The sequence below is a fragment of the Streptomyces hokutonensis genome (genome assembly GCF_042751305.1).
Classification (GTDB): Bacteria; Actinomycetota; Actinomycetes; order Streptomycetales; family Streptomycetaceae; genus Streptomyces; species Streptomyces hokutonensis_A.
This window is the reverse complement of sequence record NZ_JBHYWD010000026.1, coordinates 79076-98600: the sequence shown is the minus strand read 5'-3', so window position 1 is coordinate 98600 and position 19525 is coordinate 79076. Positions and strand designations below refer to the sequence as shown.

Here is a 19525-nt window from a genome sequence, read left to right as displayed (position 1 = left end):
CTCGCGGACCAGCACACCGCCCCCCGCCGCCCCGGCGGTGGTGTGGTCCCGCTGGGCGGCTTGTCGCCGCCGCGGGGCGGGTCCCCCCCCGGGCTTTGCGGGCGCGGGGGGGGTCGAGGGTGGGTCAGGCGCTCGCGCGCGCCGCCATGCGGGCCTTGCGGATGGCCAGCTTCTCGTCGAACTTCGAGGCCTCGGAGTCGAGGCCGCCCATGTAGAGGCCGATCTCCTCCTGGGCGCGCAGGCCCTCGGGGCCGAGACCGTCGATCTCCATGACCTTCAGGAAGCGCAGCACGGGCTGGATGACGTCGTCGTGGTGGATGCGCAGGTTGTAGACCTCGCCGATGGCCATCTGGGCGGCGAACCGCTCGAAGCCGGGCATGCCGTGACCGGGCATCCGGAAGTTGACGAGGACGTCGCGCACGGCCTGCATGGTGAGGTCGGGGGCGAGCTCGAACGCGGCCTTCAGGAGGTTGCGGTAGAAGACCATGTGGAGGTTCTCGTCGGTGGCGATGCGGGCCAGCATGCGGTCGCAGACCGGGTCGCCGGACTGGTGGCCGGTGTTGCGGTGCGAGACGCGCGTGGCGAGCTCCTGGAAGGCGACGTAGGCCACGGAGTGCAGCATCGAGTGCCGGTTGTCCGACTCGAAGCCCTCGCTCATGTGCTGCATGCGGAACGCTTCGAGCTTGTCCGGGTCGACCGCGCGGGAGGCGAGCAGGTAGTCCCGCATGACGATGCCGTGCCGGCCCTCCTCCGCCGTCCAGCGGTGCACCCAGGTGCCCCAGGCGCCGTCGCGGCCGAACAGGGAGGCGATCTCGTGGTGGTAGCTGGGGAGGTTGTCCTCGGTGAGGAGGTTCACCACGAGGGCGATGCGGCCGATCTCGGTGACCTTGGACTGCTCCTTGTCCCAGGCCTCGCCGTCCTCGAAGAAGCCGGGGAAGTTGCGGGCGTCGCTCCAGGGCACGTACTCGTGCGGCATCCAGTCCTTGGTGACCTTGAGGTGCCGGTTGAGCTCCGTTTCGACGACTTCCTCCAACGCGTACAGCAGCTTGGCGTCGGTCCAGACTGCGGGGCTGCCGAGGTGCGGGGAAGTGATCGTCACGGGGACTCCAGGGGGACGTGGTGCAAAACTGAACAAACCGGCGAGCGGTGCCGGGGTCTGTGCAACTTACGGAATCGTAGGCTACGAAACCGTAGGTTACGAGACCGTAGGTTAAGGGCGCTGTAAAGGTCGCTGTTCAGGCCGCGTCGCCGGGGAATCCCGAACCGCGCGAGGACCGCAGGTCCCGGCGCCGAACGGGTGGTCCGGTCTCCCGGTCAGGCGTACAGATCCCGGAGCCTGACCGAGAGGCACGTCACACAGCCTTCGAGTTTCTCGAACTCGCTGATGTCCACCACGACCGGCTCCAGGCCGAGGTCGGCGAGGAGATCGGCCGTCTTGGGCGCGCTCGCCGCCATCAGCAGCTTGTCGCCGCCGAGCTGCACCACATGCGCACCGGCCTCCTCGGGCACCGACAGGAAGCGCGGGAAGAGCGAGGGCCGGTCCACCTTGGGGATGTGCCCGAGCACCGTCCCGTCGGGCAGCGCGGTGACCGCCGACTTCAGATGCAGCACCTTGCTCACGGGTACGGCGACCACGCGCGCCCCGAGCGGCTCGAACACGGCCCGCAGCTGCTGCACACCGGCCGCGTTCGTACGCCCGCCCCGGCCGACGTAGATCGTGTCGTCGACCTTGAGGACGTCGCCGCCCTCCAGGGTGCCCGGTTCCCAGACCCAGTTCACCGAGCAGCCGAGCCGGGCCACGGCCTCCTCGACCCCGCCGGTCTCCTCGCGCCGGGACTCGGCGCCGGGGCGGGTGATCAGGGCCACGTTCTTGTACATGACGACCGTGTCCTCGACGAACACGGAGTCGGGGAAGTCGTCGGCGGGCTCCACCTCGATCGTCTCCCAGCCGTGCGTCCGCAGCGCCTGGACGTACGCCTCCCACTGCTCGACGGCTTGCTCGACGTCGACCTTCTCCCGCTCGATGTGCGTGACCAGCCCTTCGGCCAGGCGCGGGCTGGGGCGGCGGACGAGGGCCTTGTGGCTGGGCACGAGCGGGACTCCGTATCGGCGGGATCGTTTCCGGTGCCGGCATCGCGGCACCGGTTGGCCATCATGCGTCACCCGTCCGCGCCGACAAAACCCCTGCCGTGAGGCTGTGGCCCTCCTGAGATGCGCCGCGCTGCCCTAAACCAGGTGTTCCACCTCCTCCGGAGTGATCGTCTTCAGCTCCCCGTCCAGCAGCAGCCAGCGCGTGACGCCGATGGACTCCAGGAACGGCAGATCGTGACTGGCCACGATCAACGCGCCCTCGTAGGACTCCAGCGCCGTGGTCAGTTGCCGCACGCTCGCCATGTCGAGGTTGTTCGTCGGCTCGTCCAGCATCAGCAGCTGCGGGGCGGGCTCCGCCAGCATCAGCGCGGCCAGCGCGGCCCGGAAGCGTTCGCCGCCGGACAGCGTCGCCGCCTTCTGGTCGGCGCGGGCGCCCCGGAACAGGAAGCGGGCGAGCCGGGCCCGGACCCGGTTGTTGGTGGCGGCCGGTGCGAACCGGGCCACGTTCTCGGCCACGGTCAGCTCGTCGTCGAGGACATCGAGCCGCTGCGGCAGGAACCGCAGCGGGACATGCGCCGTCGCCTCGCCCGACACCGGCGCCAGCTCCCCGGCGATCGTGCGCAGCAGCGTCGTCTTGCCCGCGCCGTTGCGCCCGATCAGGGCGATCCGCTCCGGCCCGCGCAGATCGAGCCCCCCGGACACCCGCGCGCCGTAGGCGAGTTCGAGGTCCAGGACGGTCAGGACCGTACGGCCCGGCGGTACGGCCGTGTACGGCAGGTCGACGCGGATCTCATCGTCGTCCCGTACGGCCTCCACCGCGTCGTCGAGCCGTTCCTTCGCCTCGGTGAGGCGCTCCTCGTGCATGATGCGGTGCTTGCCCGCGGACTCCTGCGCCGATCGTCTGCGCGCCTGCATGATGATCTTCGGCTCGCGCTTCTGGTCGTACATCTTCTGCCCGTACCGCCTGCGGTGCGCCAACTTGACCTGTGCGTCGACCAGTTCGCGTTTCTGTTTGCGGAAGTCGGCCTCGGCGACGCGCACCATCCGTTCGGCTGCCTCCTGTTCGGTGGCGAGGGTCTCCTCGTAGGCGGAGAAGTTGCCGCCGTACCAGGTGATCCCGCCGGAGCGCAGATCGGCGATCTGGTCGACGAGGTCCAGGAGTTCGCGGTCGTGGCTGACCACGATCAGCACTCCCGGCCAGGAGGCGACGGCCGCGTAGAGCCGCTTGCGCGCGTACAGGTCGAGGTTGTTGGTCGGTTCGTCGAGGAGCAGGACGTCCGGCCGGCCGAGCAGCAGCGCGGCCAGTCGCAGCAGTACGGACTCGCCGCCGGACACCTCGCCGATGGTGCGGTCCAAGTCGATGTGTCCCAGGCCGAGTTCGCCGAGTGTGGCGAGGGCCCGTTCTTCTACGTCCCAGTCGTCGCCGAGTGTCTCGAAGTGCTCCTCGGCCGCGTCACCGGCCTCGATGGCGTGCAGGGCGGCCCGGCGCGCGGCGATGCCGAGGGTCTCGTCGACGCGCAGGGAGGTGTCGAGTGTGACGTTCTGCGGGAGGTGGCCGACCTCGCCCGCGACCCGCACCAGACCGTCGGCCGGGGCGAGTTCGCCCGCGATCAGCTTCAGCAGGGTTGATTTTCCTGATCCGTTGACGCCGACGAGCCCGGTTCTGCCGGGGCCGAAGGCGACGTCGAGGTCCTCGAGGACGGGGGTGCCGTCGGACCAGGCGAAGGAGAGGGACGTACAGGTGACGGAAGAACTCATGCGGGCCTCGCGGTTGCTCGGTGCGGTCAGGGCAGACGCGTTGCGAGACACCGCGGGGCGGGAGGCTGGTCCCGGAGGGCAGAGAGAGGGCCCTGTTCCGGAGGACGGCTCGGACGCCGAGGCCGAACACGACGGACACACACCTCAGGGGTGTGTGACGCGGTGTCTCAGAACCTCAGACGAGCAACGTCCTTCTCCAATCGACGGCAACAGGACCGAGGGAAACGCTACGGAGGGCCGCCGGCGCCTGTCAACGCAATTAAATGCGCGCCCCTGGCCGGCACATCGGTGTCGGATTCCTGCCAGCCGACGGGCGCCCGCGGCTGTTTGAGTGGGCCGTATGACGAACCAGAACATTCTCCGTGACCGGGCGTCGGCCTTCCGCGCGCTGCATGTGCCGGGGCGTCCGCTCGTCCTGCCGAACGCCTGGGACGCCGCGAGCGCCCGCCTCGTCGAGGACGCGGGCGCCGCCGCCGTGGCGACCACCAGCGCAGGCCTCGCCTGGGCCCTGGGAGTGGCGGACGGCGACCGGCTGGACCTGGACCGGTCCATGGCAGCGGTCGCCCACATCACCTCGACCGTGAACGTGCCGGTGAGCGCCGACATCGAGAGCGGCTTCGCGAAGGACCCGGCGGGCGTCGCCGGCACGGTCCGCGCGGTGCTCGCGGCGGGCGCGGTGGGGGTGAACATCGAGGACGCGCTCTACGGGGGTGAGGGCGTCCTGCGGCCGGTCGCGGAGCAGGCCGAGCGCATCGCCGCCGCCCGGGAGGCCGCCGACGCGGAGGGGGTGCCGCTGTTCGTCAACGCGCGTATCGACACGTTTCTGCGGGGTGCCGGGGGAGTGGACGCGACCCTGGAGCGGGCCGCCGCCTTCCGGGCCGCCGGCGCGGACGGGATCTTCGTCCCCGGGGCCGTCGAACCGGGAACGGTCAAGGAACTCGCCGACGGGATCGACGGTCCGCTCAATGTGCTGGTCGGCCCCGGCGCACCGCCGGTCGCCGAACTGGCCGCGCTGGGCGTCGCCCGGGTGAGCGCGGGCTCCAGCGTCGCCCTGGCCGCGTACGCCGTGGTCCGCCGTGCCGCGCGGGAGCTGCTGGACACGGGTACCTACGACGCGATGGCGGGAGGCTTGGGCTACGGCGAGCTGAACTCGCTGCTGGGGTAGGGGTGTTGGCTCAGCAGGCGTCCCGCATCAGCTCGGCGAGGTCGTGGTCCAGGTCGAGCTGGAGGTGTTCGAGACCGGCGGGCACCAGCTCGCCGGTGGCGTGCAGGAAGCGGCGGATCTCGGTCGAGTGGACATGCACGACGGCGGTTCCCTCGGGGGCGTGGAACTCCAGGACGGTGCGGTCGAAGCCGTAGGGCCGCACCCGGACGTCGCCGTGGCCCTCCGCCCCGTGCAGACCGGCCGCCAGGAGTTCGCGGGCGAAGGTCCAGCAGACCTCGACGCCCTCCAGGGTGGCCGGTGCCGGGAAGGTCATCCGGACGGCGAAGGGGTCGCGCCGGTCGTAGTGCAGGGTGGCGGGAATGCTCGGCATCCGCGGTGCGGCGGCGACGAGGCGGGCCTCTACTTGCTGCTCGATTGCGATGGACAACGCCTTGCTCCCTTGTGCGACGGTGGTGCGAACTGCGGTGACGGCCGGACGGACTCCCGAATAGACTCCGGAACGGACCTCCGAGTGGATGGGTCCGCACTGGAAGAGACGCCGGAACGAGCCAATCCGTGCACATGAATTTCCAGTGACCTCTGTCACCGTCGCCCATATGCGCCCAAGGCGGGCGGGGCCGTCTGGACGGCCTCCTTGGGAGTGGGCTAGCTTCGCCCGCCATGAGGCGCATGGGGAACACGCGACGGGTGGGACGTACGTACCGGAGAGCTGCGGCCGGGGTGATGTGCGCGGCGGCGCTGGCCGTACTGACCGCCGTGCCGGCGCAGGCACGGGACACGGCGCACCGGGCTCCGCACTGGGAGCTCAAGGACAGCGGGGCCGCCGGTGTGCGCTTCCGGGGACTGTCGGCGGTCAGCCGGAACACCGCGTGGGTGGCCGGCACGGCGGGCACCGTGCTGCGCACCACCGACGGCGGGGCCGACTGGCGGAACGTCTCGCCACCCGGCGCGGCGGACCTCCAGTTCCGGGACATCGAGGCGTTCGACGCGCACCGCGCGGTGGTGCTGGCGATCGGCGAGGGCGAGGCGTCCCGCGTCTACCGCACCGACGACGGCGGGACGACCTGGACGGAGTCCTTCCGCAACACCGACGCGAACGCCTTCTACGACTGCATGACCTTCTTCGACAGCCGCCACGGCCTCGCGATGAGTGACCCGGTGGACGGAAAGTTCCGCATCCTCTCCACGGGCGACGGCGGCCGTTCCTGGAAGGTGCTGCCCAACACCGGGATGCCGGCCGCGCTCGACGGCGAGGCGGGCTTCGCGGCCAGCGGCCAGTGCCTGGTGAGCTCCGGGCCCCGGGACGTGTGGCTGGCCACTGGTGGGGGTGCACGCGCGCGTGTCCTGCACTCCGCCGACCGCGGCCTCACCTGGACGGCGACCGACACACCGATTCCGGCCGGCGACCCCGCGCGCGGGGTCTTCGCGCTCGCCTTCCGCGACCGGGCGCACGGCCTCGCGGTCGGCGGCAACTACAACGCCGATCAGCCCTCACCGCTGGCCGCGGCCGTCACCGGCGACGGCGGCCGCACCTGGGCTCCCGCCACCACCCCGCCGCCCGCCTACCGCTCCGGCGTCACCTGGCTGCCCCACAGCCGCTCCACCGCCCTCGCGGTCGGCCCCACCGGCACGGATGTCACGACCGACGCCGGCCGCACCTGGAAGACCGTCGACACCGGTTCGTACGACACCGTGGACTGCGCGGCCGACCTGGGCTGCTGGGCGGCGGGGGAGAAGGGGCGCGTGGCGCGGCTGGAGGACTGACGGTTCGCGCCGCCGAAGATCCCCGTACGCTCGGCACCACCATGACGACCGTACGCATTCCCGCGGGCTGGCCCGCGACCGAGGAGCAGGCCCGCGCTGTTCAGGACGAGTTGCGGGAGCGGGTGGTGACCGACGAACCGGGGCCGCCGCCAGGGACCGGGCATGTCACGGGAGTTGACGTCGCCTACGACGACGAGCGGGACGTGGTGGTGGCAGCGGCGGTCGTGCTGGACGCGGCGGATCTCACGGTCGTCGCCGAGGCCACGGCCGTCGGCAAGGTCTCGTTCCCGTACGTGCCGGGCCTGCTCGCCTTCCGCGAAATCCCCACGGTGCTGGCCGCGTTGGACGCCCTGCCGTGCCCGCCGGGCCTGGTCGTGTGCGACGGCTACGGCCTGGCCCACCCGCGCCGCTTCGGCCTCGCCAGCCACCTCGGCGTCCTCACCGGCCTGCCCACGATCGGCGTCGCGAAGAACCCCTTCACCTTCACCTACGACGACCCGGGCGTCCCGCGCGGCTCCGCCTCCCCGCTCCGTGCGGACGCCGACGAGGTCGGCCGCGCGCTGCGCACCCGCGAGGGCGTGAAGCCGGTCTTCGTCTCCGTCGGCCACCGGGTGACCCTGGACAACGCCTGTGCCCACACCCTTGCGTTGACCCCGGAGTACCGTCTCCCGGAGACGACCCGCAGGGCGGACGCGCTGTGCCGGCGGGCGCTGCGGGAGGCGACCGCCTGAGTACGTGGGGCGAGTTGTTTCTGAGTACCTGTTCTGAGTACTTGTACGGATGTGGCCGCGCCCGGGTGATCGGCAGGCTGTGCCGCATGACAACTCACCGTTCTCCGAAGCCCGTTGCCCACGCGAGCCAGCCGATCGAGCGCGCCGTGACGATCGCGCTCGTCCTGTCCGTGGCGGCGGGCCTCGCCTGGATCGGCGGGATGATCTACACGCTGTGGCCGTGAGCCGGGGGCGTACGGACATGGGAAACACTCGAGCCCCACACCGCAACAACCGGTGTGGGGCTCGGACTTGAGCGCCGGGCAGGCCTTGCACCTGCATCTCCCCGCAGGAAGCGGGACGTCTTTCCTTGGACCACCAACGCGTAACCAGGCTCCGGGTGTTCCGGCGACCGGCTCGTGATCAACTATAGACCATCCCGAGGGGTCCTTCGAACTCCCCGATCAGTGGGGCCAGTTCACGGCCCGGCGTTCCGCGCCGGCGTGCCACCAGCCCGGCGGGGACGGGCCGACGACCTCGGCCGTGGGCTGGTCCGGATGGAGTCCGAGGCGCCGCAGCGCGTCGGCGCGCACCCGGACGTCGAACCAGCCGTGCCAGTGGCCGTCCGGCCCGATGCCGCAGGCGAGACCCCAGCCCAACTCGTCCTGGGCGAAAGGCATCCAGTCGATGCCGCGCTCACGCAGTCAAGCGCGCGTGGCCGCCCACGGCGAGGGGCGGCCGGGCAGGTTCTCGTAGGCCGCGACGGTGACCCAGTCGGTGTTCGGCGTCTCCGTGGTGTCCATCGTGACACGCGGCACCGGCACGCTCACCGCGTCGCCGCCACCCGGAACACGATGCCCGCGGCGCGGAGTCGCTCGATGAGGGTGTTGCCCATCGCGGTCGCCGTCGTCACCTGGCCCGCGGTGTGCGGGAGTTCGTCGAGGGCCAGGGAGAGGGCCGCTTCGGCGAACATCTTCGCCGTCTCGTCGTAGCCGGGGTCGCCGCCCGCGACCTCGGTGAAGACACGTCGGCCGCCGCCCTCGCCGACGAACTTCACGGAGAACCAGCTCTTGGCGCGCCTCTCGGGGCTCGGTCCGTCGCCGGGCTTGAGGCGGTCGGACAACCAGCGGCGGGCGGGCGGGAGTTGCGCGGCGGTGGCCAGGGCACCGACCGCCGTGAGACCGCCGAGCGCCACGGGGAGGTGCCGAACGGCCGCGTAGTGGCGGTAGCGGAAGTCGGGGCCATAGCGCTCCAGGGCCTTGGCGGATCGTTGAACGATCTGCGGGTCGATGGTCGGCAACGGCACCGCCCAGGAGCCGACCTCCCCGGCGAACCGCGGTGCCCCGGCGGGCGCGGTGGCCCGGCGCCCCATCAGCCGCGGTTCGTGGCGTCGCCGGTCCCGCGCGGCGGCCAGGACCTGCCGTCCGCGCCCGAGTTGGTTCAGCGCCGAGGCGAACGTACCGCCGGAGAACATCGCGTCGGCGGTCACGAAGCCGTCCACCGTCAGAGGCACGCCCTCCGGCAGCTGCTGGACGGTGAAGTACGCCCCCAGGTCGTGCGGAACCGAGTCGAAGCCGGCCGCGTGCACCAGCCGTGCGCCCGTCTCACGCGCGCGTGCGTCGTGACGGACGTACGTCAGGTCGACGAACTCCGGCTCGCCGCTGAGGTCGAGATAGTCGGTGCCGGTGTCCGCGCAGGCGGCGACGAGATCGTCGCCGTAGGTCACATAGGGGCCGACCGTCGTGGCCACCACGCGCGCGTGCTCGGCGAGTTCGCGCAGGGAGGCCGGGTCGGAGACGTCGGCGCGCAGGACGCCCACCGTCGTACCGCCGGGCAGTCGTTCGCGCAGCCGCTTCAGTTTCAGCTCGTCGCGGCCGGCGATCGCCCAGCGCAGACCCGTGGGTGCGTGCGCGGCGAGGTACTCCGCGGTGAGCGCGCCGACGAAGCCCGTCGCTCCGAAAAGCACGATGTCGTACGGACGGTCCGCCCTGTTCAGCCTGCTCATGACACTCCTGGGTCTCGCAGCCCGCGCCGCTGTCGGTGGCTGAGGCTAGCGTGAAGAGTGCGGAGCCCGACGACGAGCCCGGAGGTATCAGGTGGCCGTACCCAGGAACGCCCTGAAGAAGTGGGCGAAAGTGCGTGAGTTCGCCCTCGGGCTGCCGGGTGCCGCGGAGGAGTTCCCCTGGGGCGAGAGTGTCGCGAAGGTCAACAAGAAGGTGTTCGTCTTCCTGGGTGTGGACGACGGCAGCTACCCGCTGGCGCTCACGGTCAAGCTGACGGACGAGACGGCTCACACCCACGCGTTGACCTCACCTGGCGCCGAGCCCGCCGGCTACGGCCTCGGCAAGGCCGGCTGGGTGCGCATACCTCTCGCCGAGGAGGGTGCTCCGGCTGCCGAGCTGCTCTGCGACTGGGTGGAGGAGAGCTACCGCGCGATCGCACCGAAGCGCCTGACGGCCGAGCTGGACGCGGAGGGCCGTGGCTAGTGGCGGTCGACGGCGGTACTTTGACTAAGCGCTTGCTCGTCGAGGTCTTGTGTCGAGTGGAACACGTTCTTAGCATCATCGGTGTTACATCAGTTGTGTCACAGCTGGGGGCTGGATGACAGCGGCAACGACGCCCGGGCACGGCCCGCTCTCCGGCGTGCGCGTGGTCGAGCTGGCCGGGATCGGCCCCGGCCCCTTCGCGGCCATGCTCCTCGCCGACCTCGGCGCCGACGTCGTCCGCGTCGACCGGCCCGGCGGCCCCGGACTCGGCGTCGCCCCCGAGCACGACATCACCAACCGCAACAAGCGCTCGGTCCTCGTCGACCTGAAGGGCCCTGAGGGCCCCGCGCGCGTCCTCGACCTGGTCGAACGCGCCGACATCCTCATCGAGGGCAACCGCCCCGGCGTCACCGAGCGCCTCGGCGTCGGCCCCGATGCCTGCCACGCCCGCAACCCCAAGCTCGTCTACGGCCGCATGACCGGCTGGGGCCAGGACGGCCCCCTCGCCCAGCGCGCCGGCCACGACATCGCCTACATCGCGCTGACCGGCACCCTCGGCATGATCGGCAGCCCCGGGGAGCCCCCGCCCGCCCCCGCCAACCTGCTCGGCGACTACGCGGGCGGGGCGCTCTACCTCGTCGTCGGTGTCCTCGCCGCGCTGCACCACGCGCGCGTGACGGGCACCGGCCAGGTCGTCGACGCGGCCATCGTCGACGGCACCGCCCACCTCTCCGCGATGATCCACGGCATGCTCGCCGCCGGTGGCTGGCAGGACCGCCGCGCCGCCAACCTGCTCGACGGCGGCTGCCCGTACTACGGCACCTACGAGACCGCCGACGGCAAGCACATGGCGGTCGGCGCCCTGGAGCCGCGGTTCTACGACGAGTTCACGCGCCTCCTCGGCCTCACGGACTTCTCCGACGCCCGCCGGGACTGGACCCGTTGGGGCGAGCTGCGCGAGGCGGTCGCGGCCCGCTTCCGGAGCCGTACGAGAGACGAGTGGACCGTCGTCTTCGACGGCACGGACGCGTGCGTGGCGCCCGTGCTGTCGCTGCGCGAGGCACCGAATCATCCGCATCTCGCCGCGCGCGGGACCTTCACCGAGCACGGCGGGATCACCCAGCCCGCCCCCGCGCCCCGGTTCTCCCGAACGCCCACCTCGGTGCGCGGCGGGCCCGCCCTGCCGGGCGCCGACACCTCGGACGTGGCCCGTGACTGGGACGTCCCCCGACTTGCCGACGTCGTTGAGGACTCGGGTCGGGGAACACCTCGACGCGTCCTCGGAAACCCTCAGTGAAAGGCTTGGCAGTGAGCACCGAAGCGTATGTCTACGACGCGATCCGCACCCCGCGCGGGCGCGGCAAGGCGAACGGATCCCTGCACGGCACGAAGCCCATCGACCTGGTCGTCGGACTGATCCACGAGATCCGCGGCCGCTTCCCGGACCTGGACCCGGCCGCGATCGACGACATCGTGCTCGGTGTCGTCGGCCCGGTCGGCGACCAGGGCTCCGACATCGCCCGGATCGCCGCCGTGGCCGCCGGACTCCCGGACACGGTGGCGGGAGTGCAGGAGAACCGCTTCTGTGCCTCGGGTCTGGAGGCCGTCAACATGGCCGCCGCCAAGGTGCGTTCGGGCTGGGAGGACCTCGTCCTCGCCGGTGGCGTCGAGTCGATGTCCCGAGTGCCGATGGCCTCGGACGGCGGCGCCTGGTTCAACGACCCGATGACGAACCTCGCCGTCAACTTCGTGCCGCAGGGCATCAGCGCCGACCTGATCGCCACGATCGAGGGATTCTCGCGGCGCGATGTGGACGAGTACGCGGCCCTCTCGCAGGAGCGCGCGGCCACCGCCTGGAAGGAGGGCCGCTTCGAGCGGTCCGTCGTCCCGGTCAGGGACCGCAGCGGACTCGTCGTCCTCGACCACGACGAGCACCTGCGCCCCGGCACCACCGCCGACTCCCTCGCCCGGCTCAAGCCGTCCTTCGCGGACATCGGCGAACTCGGCGGCTTCGACGCCGTGGCCCTGCAGAAGTACCACTGGGTCGAGAAGATCGACCACGTCCACCACGCGGGCAACTCCTCCGGCATCGTCGACGGCGCCTCCCTCGTCGCCATCGGGTCCAAGGAGGTCGGCGAGCGCTACGGCCTCACCCCGCGCGCGCGGATCGTCTCCGCCGCCGTCTCCGGCTCCGAGCCGACCATCATGCTCACCGGGCCCGCCCCGGCCACCCGCAAGGCCCTCGCCAAGGCCGGCCTGAGCATCGACGACATCGACCTCGTCGAGATCAACGAGGCCTTCGCCGCGGTCGTCCTGCGCTTCGTGCGGGACATGGACCTGTCCCTGGACAAGGTCAACGTCAACGGCGGCGCCATCGCCCTCGGCCACCCGCTCGGCGCCACCGGCGCGATCATCCTCGGCACCCTCATCGACGAACTGGAGCGCCAGGACAAGCGCTACGGCCTCGCCACGCTGTGCGTCGGCGGCGGCATGGGCATCGCCACGATCGTCGAGCGCATCTGAGGACCCGGCGGCCGGCAGCGACGTCTGCGGCCACCTGAGGCTTCCGCGGCGACCAGAGACTTCTACGGAGAACCCCCTCATGACCGAGAGCACCACCATCCGCTGGGAACAGGACGACACCGGCGTCGTCACCCTCGTCCTCGACGACCCGAACCAGTCCGCGAACACCATGAACGCGGCCTTCCGCGACTCCCTCGCCGCGATCGCCGATCGCCTCGAAGCCGAGCAGGAGTCCATCCGGGGCATCATCTTCACGTCCGCCAAGAAGACCTTCTTCGCGGGCGGTGACCTGCGCGACCTGATCCGCGTCACTCCGGACACCGCGCAGGAGTTGCTCGACGGCGGCCTCGCCATCAAGCGAAACCTGCGCCGCATCGAGACCCTCGGCAAGCCGGTCGTCGCCGCACTCAACGGCGCGGCCCTGGGTGGCGGTTACGAACTCGCCCTCGCCTGCCACCACCGCATCGCCCTGGACGCCCCCGGCTCGAAGATCGGCTGCCCTGAGGTCACCCTCGGCCTGCTCCCCGGAGGCGGCGGAGTCGTCCGCACGGTACGGCTGCTGGGCATCACCGACGCGCTGCTGAAGGTGCTGCTCCAGGGCACCCAGTACAGCCCCCAGCGCGCGCTGGACAACGGCCTCGTCCACGAAGTGGCCGCCACCCCGGACGAGTTGATCGCCAAGGCCCGCGCCTTCATCGACGCCAACCCGCAGTCGCAGCAGCCCTGGGACAAGCCCGGCTACCGCATCCCGGGCGGCACCCCGGCCAACCCGAAGTTCGCGGCCAACCTGCCCGCCTTCCCCGCCAGCCTGCGCAAGCAGACCAACGGCGCCCCCTACCCGGCCCCGCGCAACATCCTCGCCGCCGCCGTCGAGGGCGCCCAGGTCGACTTCGAGACCGCCCAGCTCATCGAGGCCCGCTACTTCGTGGAGCTGGCCGCCGGCCAGACCTCGAAGAACATGATCCAGGCGTTCTTCTTCGACCTCCAGGCCGTCAACTCCGGCGCCAACCGCCCCAAGGGCATCGAGTCCCGCCCGGTCCGCAAGGTCGCCGTCCTCGGCGCCGGGATGATGGGCGCCGGCATCGCCTACTCCTGCGCCCGCGCGGGCATCGACGTCGTCCTGAAGGACGTCACGGACGAGGCGGCGGCCAAGGGCAAGGCCTACTCCGAGAAGCTCTGCGCCAAGGCCGTCTCCCGAGGTCGTACGACCCAGGAGAAGGCGGACGCGCTGCTCGCCCGTATCACCGCCACCGCCGACCCGCAGCGACTCGCGGGCTGCGACGCGGTGATCGAGGCCGTCTTCGAGGACACCTCCCTCAAGCACAAGGTGTTCCAGGAGATCCAGCACATCGTCGAGCCCGACGCGCTGCTCTGCTCCAACACCTCCACCCTGCCCATCACCGTCCTCGCCGAAGGGGTCGAGCGCCAGGCCGACTTCATCGGGCTGCACTTCTTCTCGCCGGTCGACAAGATGCCCCTCGTCGAGATCATCAAGGGCGAGCGCACCGGCGACGAGGCCCTCGCGCGCGCCTTCGACCTGGTCCGGCAGATCAAGAAGACCCCGATCGTCGTCAACGACTCGCGCGGCTTCTTCACCTCACGCGTGATCGGGCAGTTCATCAACGAGGGCGTCGCGATGGTCGGCGAGGGCATCGAGCCCGCGTCGATCGAGCAGGCCGCCGCGCAGGCGGGCTACCCGGCCAAGGTCCTGTCCCTGATGGACGAGTTGACGCTCACGCTCCCGCGCAAGATCCGCAACGAGTCGAAGCGTGCCGTCGAGGAGGCGGGCGGCACCTGGCCCGCGCACCCGGCCGAGGCCGTCATCGACCGCATGGTCGACGAGTTCGGCCGCACCGGGCGCAGCGGCGGCGCGGGCTTCTACGACTACGGCGACGACGGCAGGCGCGCCGGACTGTGGCCGGGCCTGCGCGAGCACTTCACCCGCGAGGGCGCCGAGATCCCCTTCGAGGACATGCAGGAACGCATGCTGTTCTCCGAGGCGCTCGACACGGTCAAGCTCCTTGAGGAGGGCGTCCTGACGTCCGTCGCGGACGCCAACATCGGTTCCATCTTCGGGATCGGCTTCCCGGGGTGGACCGGTGGTGTCCTCCAGTACATCAACGGCTACGACGCCTACGCCGGGGAGGAAGCCGGCCTGCCCGGCTTCGTGGCACGCGCGCGTGCGCTCGCCGAGCGCTACGGGGAGCGGTTCGCGCCGCCCGCGCTGCTCGTGGAGAAGGCCGAGAAGGGCGAGCGGTTCAGCGACGCGCGCTGACGTGTCGACGTATCGCTGAGCGACACGCTGCACTTGCCCTCGCGGGGACGGGACCCCGACGCTGACCGGCGAACCGGTCAGCGGTCCCGTCCCCCGAGGAGCCCCCATGGACCTTCCCGCCCTCGCCCTCCTCGACATCCTGCGCGGCGAGGGCGTGGACCGGATCTTCGGCAACCCCGGCACCACCGAACTCCCCTTCCTCGCCGCCCTGTCGGAGACCGAGGACGCCCCCGAGTACGTCCTCGGCGTCCACGAGGGCGCCGTCGTCTCCATGGCCGACGGCTACGCGCGCGGCACCGGCCGCCCCGCCTTCGTCGGCCTGCACATCGCCGCCGGACTCGCCAACGGCCTCAGCGGCCTGCTCAACGCCCGCCGTTCGCGCACCCCGCTCGTCGTCACGGCCGGCCGGCAGGACCGCCGCCACCTCCAGCAGGACCCCATGCTCTCCGGCGACCTCCTCGGCCTCGCCCGGCCCGCGGCGAAGGCGACGTACGACATCCAGCACGCCCGAGACCTGCCCCTCGCCCTGCGCCGCGCCTTCGCGCAGGCCCAACGTCCGCCCGCCGGACCGGTGTTCCTCTCCCTCCCCATGGACCTGCTGACCGAGGACACCGAGGTCGAGGTCCCCGCCCGCACCGCCCCGGCCGGGGCCCGCCGCCGGACTCGACCGGGCCTCGACCCTGCTCTACGTGGTCGACGAGGGCAGCGGCTTCCTCACCGGGCAGACCCTCAACGTGTCAGGAGGATCCGCCTACTTGTGGGGCGCCGAGCCACTGCTGAAGCTCCTCCCGCAGCGACCGCTGAAAGGCCGTCAGCAGGGCCTGCACCACGAGGGGTTGCATGTGCGCGGACAGCGACTTCACGTCCTGCGCGGCACGTTGGGACACCTCCTCGCGGAACACCTGCGACAGCTCGTGGGCCGCCGCGCGGGAATGCTCGATCAGTACGGTGCGCGCCGCGAGGATCGCCTCCTGCGACAGCGGCACGTCGAGCAACCGCACCCCGAGCCGCAGCAGACCGCAGTCGACGCGATACGCGGCACCGTCGACCCGGACCACGTCCATCGCGACGAGCCGCTCCACGTCCTCCTCGGTCAGATCCCGCCCGGCCCGCCGCTCCAGCTCCCGCCGGTCCAGGGTCTCCGTGCCGTCCGGCGCCCACGACGCCACCACAGCCCGATGGATCGCCAGGTCATGTGGGCTGAGGTCCGGCGGCAACTGCCCCACATACCGCTCGATCGCCGCCAGCGTCATGCCCTGGTGCTGCAACTCCTCGATCAGCGCGAGCCGCGCCAGATGCTCCTGCCCGTAGTGCCCGACCCGCCGGGCCCCGATCACCGGCGGCGGCAGCAACCCCTTGGTGGCGTAGAACCGGACCGTGCGGACCGTGGTGCCGGCCCGCGCGGCCAGTTCGTCGATCGTGAGCGTCGGCTCCCCGGTGTCGGTCGTCATGCGCAGCAGTATCGCTGTCTCACCAACGCTGTGAAACCACCGCAGGCCGTTGTCGGCACCAGGGCCGTTGTCAGTGGTGCCGTCTACGGTGGATGGCATGGGGGAGATCAACTATGTCCGGGGTGACGCGACCGTTCCGTCGGTCAAGGGCGTCAAGGTGATCGCGCATGTCTGCAACGACATCGGGGGCTGGGGAAAGGGCTTCGTGCTGGCCCTGTCGCGCCGCTGGCCGGAGCCGGAGAAGGAGTACCGGGCCTGGCACCGCGCCCGCGCGGCCAACGACTTCGGGCTGGGCGCCGTCCAGTTCGTAAAGGTCGAGCGCTACGTCTGGGTGGCCAACATGATCGGCCAGCGGGGGACACGCACCGGCAGCAAGGGCGTCCCCGTGCGCTACGAGGCCATCGACACGGCCCTGGGCCTGCTGGCCGACCGCGCGGCGGAACTCGGCGCGTCCGTGCACATGCCCCGCATCGGCTGCGGCCTCGCGGGCGGCAAATGGTCACGGGTCGAACCACTCGTCACCGAGCGGCTGATACGGCAGGGGATCGCGGTGACGGTGTACGACCACGAGGACTGAGCACATCCGATCCCCGATCCAACTTGCCCCGCACTGAAAGGAGTTGCAGAATCTTGCGCAACCAGAAAGAAGGCCGCGATCATGAGCCGTGACATCGACGTCCTCGTCCTGGGCGGCGCGGGAGTGGACACCATCGTCCACGTCCCCGAACTGCCGCTCCCGTACGCCGACAGCTACATGGTCGACCCCGGCATCACCACCCGCGCGGGCCAGACCGGTGACTTCGTGGCCCTCGGGCTGAGCGCGCTCGGCCTGCGCACCCGCCACCTCGACCTGCTCTGCGCCGACCCCGAGGGCGACCTGGTCCGCGCGTTCCACCGCGACCACGGCATCCCGCTCACCGAAGTCCCCGGGCCTGCCGGCACCAAGCGCGCGGTCAACCTCGTGGGCCCCGACGGCCGCCGCCTCTCCCTCTACGACTCGACCCGCGCCCACCCCGACGACCGCCTGCCGGAACCCACGGTCCGCGCCCTCGCCGAGGCGAGCCGCCACGCCCACGTCTCCATCACCCAGCCCTGCGCCCACGCGCTGCCCATCCTGCGCGAGGCCGGCGTGACGATCTCGACGGACCTGCACAACTGGGACGGCAAGAACGGGTACCAGGAGGAGTTCGCCCTCGCGGCGGACATCGTCTTCCTGTCCACCACCGCGCTGACCGGCGACCCCGCGCGCACCATGCGCGCCATCGCCGAGCACGGCCGCGCCGAACTGGTCGTCGCCACGGCCGGAGCGCAGGGTGCATACCTGCTGGCCGACGACGAGGTGACCCACATCCCACCGGTCACCCCACCGTCCCCAATGATCGACTCGAACGGCGCGGGAGACGCCTTCGCCGCGGCCTTCCTCTACGGCTGGCTCAACCGGGAGACACCACAACGCGCCGCCCTGTACGGCACGATCGCGGGCGCCCACGCCTGCACGGTGCCTTCGACGGAGGCGGAGGCGATAACCCGCGGCGACCTCCTGACGCGGGCAGGCGCAGCGCCCCTTTAGGGGCGCGGGGAACTGCGCGACCAGCCACAACCGGCCCGCAGCCCCCATCCCACCGAACCCGGCAGACGCCTAGTGCACGTCGTTCGTAGCCTCGATCTTCTTCCACGACTTCGGCTGCACCGGAGCCACAGCCGCCTTCGCGATGGAAGCGGTCCGCGCGGCAGGCGCCGCCGGCTTCGTCGGCTGGAACAGCCACGTGTCGAAGAGCGCCGACAACGACTTCCCCGACACCTGCTCGGCGTAGGCCTGGAAGTCCTGGACGGACGCGTTGCCGTACGCGTGCTCCTTCGGCCACCCCTTCAGAATGGCGAAGAACGCGTCGTCGCCGACCTCGTTGCGCAACGCCTGGATAGCCAGCGCACCCCGGTCGTAGACGGGAAGCTCGAACTGGTTGTCGGGACCCGGGTCACCGGGCGCGATCGTCCAGAACGCGTCGTCGGCCGGATGCAAGGCGTACACATAGTCGGCGAGCTGCTGCGTCGTCCCCTCACCCTCGTGCTCGGACCACAGCCACTGCGCGTACCGGGCGAACCCCTCGTTGATCCAGATGTCCTTCCAGCCCTTCAGCGACACGTCGTCGCCGTACCACTGGTGGGCCAACTCGTGGACGACGACAGAGGTGTTGGCGCCGTTCGCGAACTGCTTCTGGCTGTAGTAGACGCGGGTCTGCGTCTCCAGCGCGTACCCGGTGGTCGTGTTCGGCACATACCCGCCGGCCGAACTGAACGGGTACGGACCGAAGTAGCCACTCAGCCAGTCGACGATCTCCCCGGTGCGCTCGACGCTCGCCCGTGCGGACCCGTCGTTGTCGCCGAGGTCCTTGCTGTAGGCGTTGATGACCGGGACCCCGCCCTCCGAGGTGCTGGTCGTGATGTCGAACCTGCCGACGGCGAGCGTGGCCAGATAGGTGGCCTGCGGCTTGTTCTCCCGCCAGTTGTAGCGGGTCCAGCCCAGCTGTGAACTCGTCGACTGGAGCGTGCCGTTGGAGATGACCTGGGTGCCGTTCGGCACCGCGACCGACACGTCGTAGGTCGCCTTGTCGCTCGGGTGGTCATTGCTGGGGAACCACCACCACGCCGACTCGGGCTCGTCCGCCGCGACCGCGCCGTCCGGGGTGCGGTGCCAGGTGTTGAAGCCGTAGGCGCTCTTAGTGGACGGCACCCCGCTGTAGCGGACGACGACCGTGATGGGTGTGCCCGTCGGCAACGGGGTCTTCGGGGTGATCTCCAGCTCGTGCTGGCCGGAGGTCGCGAAGGTCGCCTTCACGCCGTTGACCCGCACCTCGCTCACGTCGAGGAGGAAGTCCAGATTGAACCGCGAGAGATCCTGCGTGGTCTTGGCGAGGATGGTCGCCGTACCCGCCAACTCGTCGGTGGCGGGCTGGTATTGAAGCCTGAGGTCGTAGTGCGAGACGTCGTAGCCGCCATTGCCGTAGGCCGGGTAGTAGGGGTCGCCGATACCCGGAGCGCCGGGGGAGTAGCTTGCCGCCGAGGCCGGGATCGCCAGCAGCAGGGAGGCCGCCGCGAGCGCTCCCGGCGCGATGATTCTGCGGTGCACGAGAACTCCAAGTCGTAGGGCTCCGCGGGAAGCCGAAGAGCCGTGGGGGTCCACGAAGGTCTGAAGAGCCGACGAACCGAGGAGCCGTGGGTTCACCCGGTCCTCAGTCTGTTCAAAGGCTATTCAGTCCCTGTGCTCCCATGCCTGTCCACGGCACCTCCTGTCACACGATCGC

Annotated in this window: 18 protein-coding genes and 1 pseudogene; 11 read left to right on the top strand and 8 right to left on the bottom strand. The window is 71.0% G+C overall.

Translation table 11 applies throughout. From position 1 onward, the window contains the following. Positions 1-124: 124 nt before the first annotated feature. The 3 genes from ACFXC1_RS42795 to ACFXC1_RS42785 form a co-directional block, all read right to left on the bottom strand. Positions 125-1099: an acyl-ACP desaturase gene (locus ACFXC1_RS42795; protein ID WP_381253553.1), complete on the bottom strand. Its 975-nt coding sequence runs from the start codon at positions 1097-1099 to the stop codon at positions 125-127. A gap of 215 nt (positions 1100-1314) precedes the next feature. Next, positions 1315-2091 carry a dimethylargininase gene (ddaH, locus tag ACFXC1_RS42790; protein ID WP_381253551.1) on the bottom strand — a complete coding sequence of 259 codons (777 nt, stop codon included), beginning with the start codon at positions 2089-2091 and terminating at the stop codon, positions 1315-1317. Between the two features lie 135 nt (positions 2092-2226). Beyond that, complete coding sequence (locus ACFXC1_RS42785; RefSeq protein ID WP_381253549.1) at positions 2227-3849, bottom strand: ABC-F family ATP-binding cassette domain-containing protein; 1623 nt, start codon at positions 3847-3849, stop codon at positions 2227-2229. Positions 3850-4189: 340 nt separating this feature from the next. On the opposite strand from ACFXC1_RS42785, the gene ACFXC1_RS42780 reads away from it, so the two are divergent. After that, on the top strand, positions 4190-5014 hold the full coding sequence (locus ACFXC1_RS42780; RefSeq protein WP_381253546.1) for an isocitrate lyase/PEP mutase family protein: 825 nt from the start codon (positions 4190-4192) through the stop codon (positions 5012-5014). Positions 5015-5024: 10 nt separating this feature from the next. Here the strand turns inward: ACFXC1_RS42780 and ssgD are convergent, their stop codons facing one another. Then, complete coding sequence (gene ssgD, locus ACFXC1_RS42775) at positions 5025-5441, bottom strand: spore wall synthesis regulator SsgD (protein WP_381253543.1); 417 nt, start codon at positions 5439-5441, stop codon at positions 5025-5027. A gap of 242 nt (positions 5442-5683) precedes the next feature. Here ssgD and ACFXC1_RS42770 point away from each other — a divergent pair, with 242 nt between their 5' ends. The 3 genes from ACFXC1_RS42770 (at position 5684) to mmpA (ending at position 7733) form a co-directional block, all read left to right on the top strand. Continuing rightward, positions 5684-6778, top strand: a complete 1095-nt coding sequence (locus tag ACFXC1_RS42770; protein ID WP_381253541.1) for a WD40/YVTN/BNR-like repeat-containing protein — start codon at positions 5684-5686, stop codon at positions 6776-6778. A 41-nt stretch (positions 6779-6819) separates the two neighbouring features. Next, complete coding sequence (locus tag ACFXC1_RS42765; protein WP_381253538.1) at positions 6820-7509, top strand: endonuclease V; 690 nt, start codon at positions 6820-6822, stop codon at positions 7507-7509. 86 nt (positions 7510-7595) lie between these two features. After that, the gene (gene mmpA / locus ACFXC1_RS42760) at positions 7596-7733 is read left to right on the top strand and encodes a morphogenic membrane protein MmpA (RefSeq protein ID WP_381253535.1); all 138 of its coding nucleotides are present in this window, start codon (positions 7596-7598) and stop codon (positions 7731-7733) included. A 219-nt stretch (positions 7734-7952) separates the two neighbouring features. Here the strand turns inward: mmpA and ACFXC1_RS42755 are convergent, their stop codons facing one another. Beyond that, positions 7953-8168 (bottom strand): hypothetical protein, encoded by a 216-nt coding sequence (locus tag ACFXC1_RS42755; RefSeq protein WP_381253533.1) that lies wholly within the window; start codon positions 8166-8168, stop codon positions 7953-7955. A gap of 146 nt (positions 8169-8314) precedes the next feature. Next, positions 8315-9493, bottom strand: coding sequence for a saccharopine dehydrogenase family protein (locus tag ACFXC1_RS42750; RefSeq protein WP_381253530.1), 1179 nt, complete (start codon positions 9491-9493; stop codon positions 8315-8317). 91 nt (positions 9494-9584) lie between these two features. Between ACFXC1_RS42750 and ACFXC1_RS42745 the strand changes: the two genes are divergently transcribed. The 5 genes and pseudogenes from ACFXC1_RS42745 to ACFXC1_RS42725 all read left to right on the top strand — a co-directional run. Further along, positions 9585-9974: an MmcQ/YjbR family DNA-binding protein gene (locus ACFXC1_RS42745; RefSeq protein ID WP_381253528.1), complete on the top strand. Its 390-nt coding sequence runs from the start codon at positions 9585-9587 to the stop codon at positions 9972-9974. 115 nt (positions 9975-10089) lie between these two features. Continuing rightward, complete coding sequence (locus ACFXC1_RS42740; protein ID WP_381253526.1) at positions 10090-11271, top strand: CaiB/BaiF CoA transferase family protein; 1182 nt, start codon at positions 10090-10092, stop codon at positions 11269-11271. An 11-nt stretch (positions 11272-11282) separates the two neighbouring features. Then, positions 11283-12497 carry an acetyl-CoA C-acetyltransferase gene (locus ACFXC1_RS42735; RefSeq protein ID WP_381253523.1) on the top strand — a complete coding sequence of 405 codons (1215 nt, stop codon included), beginning with the start codon at positions 11283-11285 and terminating at the stop codon, positions 12495-12497. A 79-nt stretch (positions 12498-12576) separates the two neighbouring features. Then, entirely contained in the window at positions 12577-14772 is a 2196-nt protein-coding gene (locus ACFXC1_RS42730; protein ID WP_381253520.1) for a 3-hydroxyacyl-CoA dehydrogenase NAD-binding domain-containing protein, read from the top strand. Between the two features lie 106 nt (positions 14773-14878). Then, positions 14879-15148, top strand: a pseudogene (locus ACFXC1_RS42725) (thiamine pyrophosphate-binding protein); the annotation flags it as partial. A 361-nt stretch (positions 15149-15509) separates the two neighbouring features. On the opposite strand, the gene ACFXC1_RS42720 reads toward ACFXC1_RS42725, so the two are convergent. Beyond that, entirely contained in the window at positions 15510-16223 is a 714-nt protein-coding gene (locus ACFXC1_RS42720; RefSeq protein ID WP_381253517.1) for a MerR family transcriptional regulator, read from the bottom strand. Positions 16224-16320: 97 nt separating this feature from the next. On the opposite strand from ACFXC1_RS42720, the gene ACFXC1_RS42715 reads away from it, so the two are divergent. Continuing rightward, complete coding sequence (locus ACFXC1_RS42715) at positions 16321-16800, top strand: macro domain-containing protein (protein ID WP_381253514.1); 480 nt, start codon at positions 16321-16323, stop codon at positions 16798-16800. 81 nt (positions 16801-16881) lie between these two features. Continuing rightward, positions 16882-17793 carry a PfkB family carbohydrate kinase gene (locus ACFXC1_RS42710; protein ID WP_381253511.1) on the top strand — a complete coding sequence of 304 codons (912 nt, stop codon included), beginning with the start codon at positions 16882-16884 and terminating at the stop codon, positions 17791-17793. A gap of 69 nt (positions 17794-17862) precedes the next feature. On the opposite strand, the gene ACFXC1_RS42705 is transcribed toward ACFXC1_RS42710, so the two are convergent. Then, complete coding sequence (locus tag ACFXC1_RS42705; RefSeq protein ID WP_381253508.1) at positions 17863-19350, bottom strand: M1 family metallopeptidase; 1488 nt, start codon at positions 19348-19350, stop codon at positions 17863-17865. Positions 19351-19525: the final 175 nt, after the last annotated feature.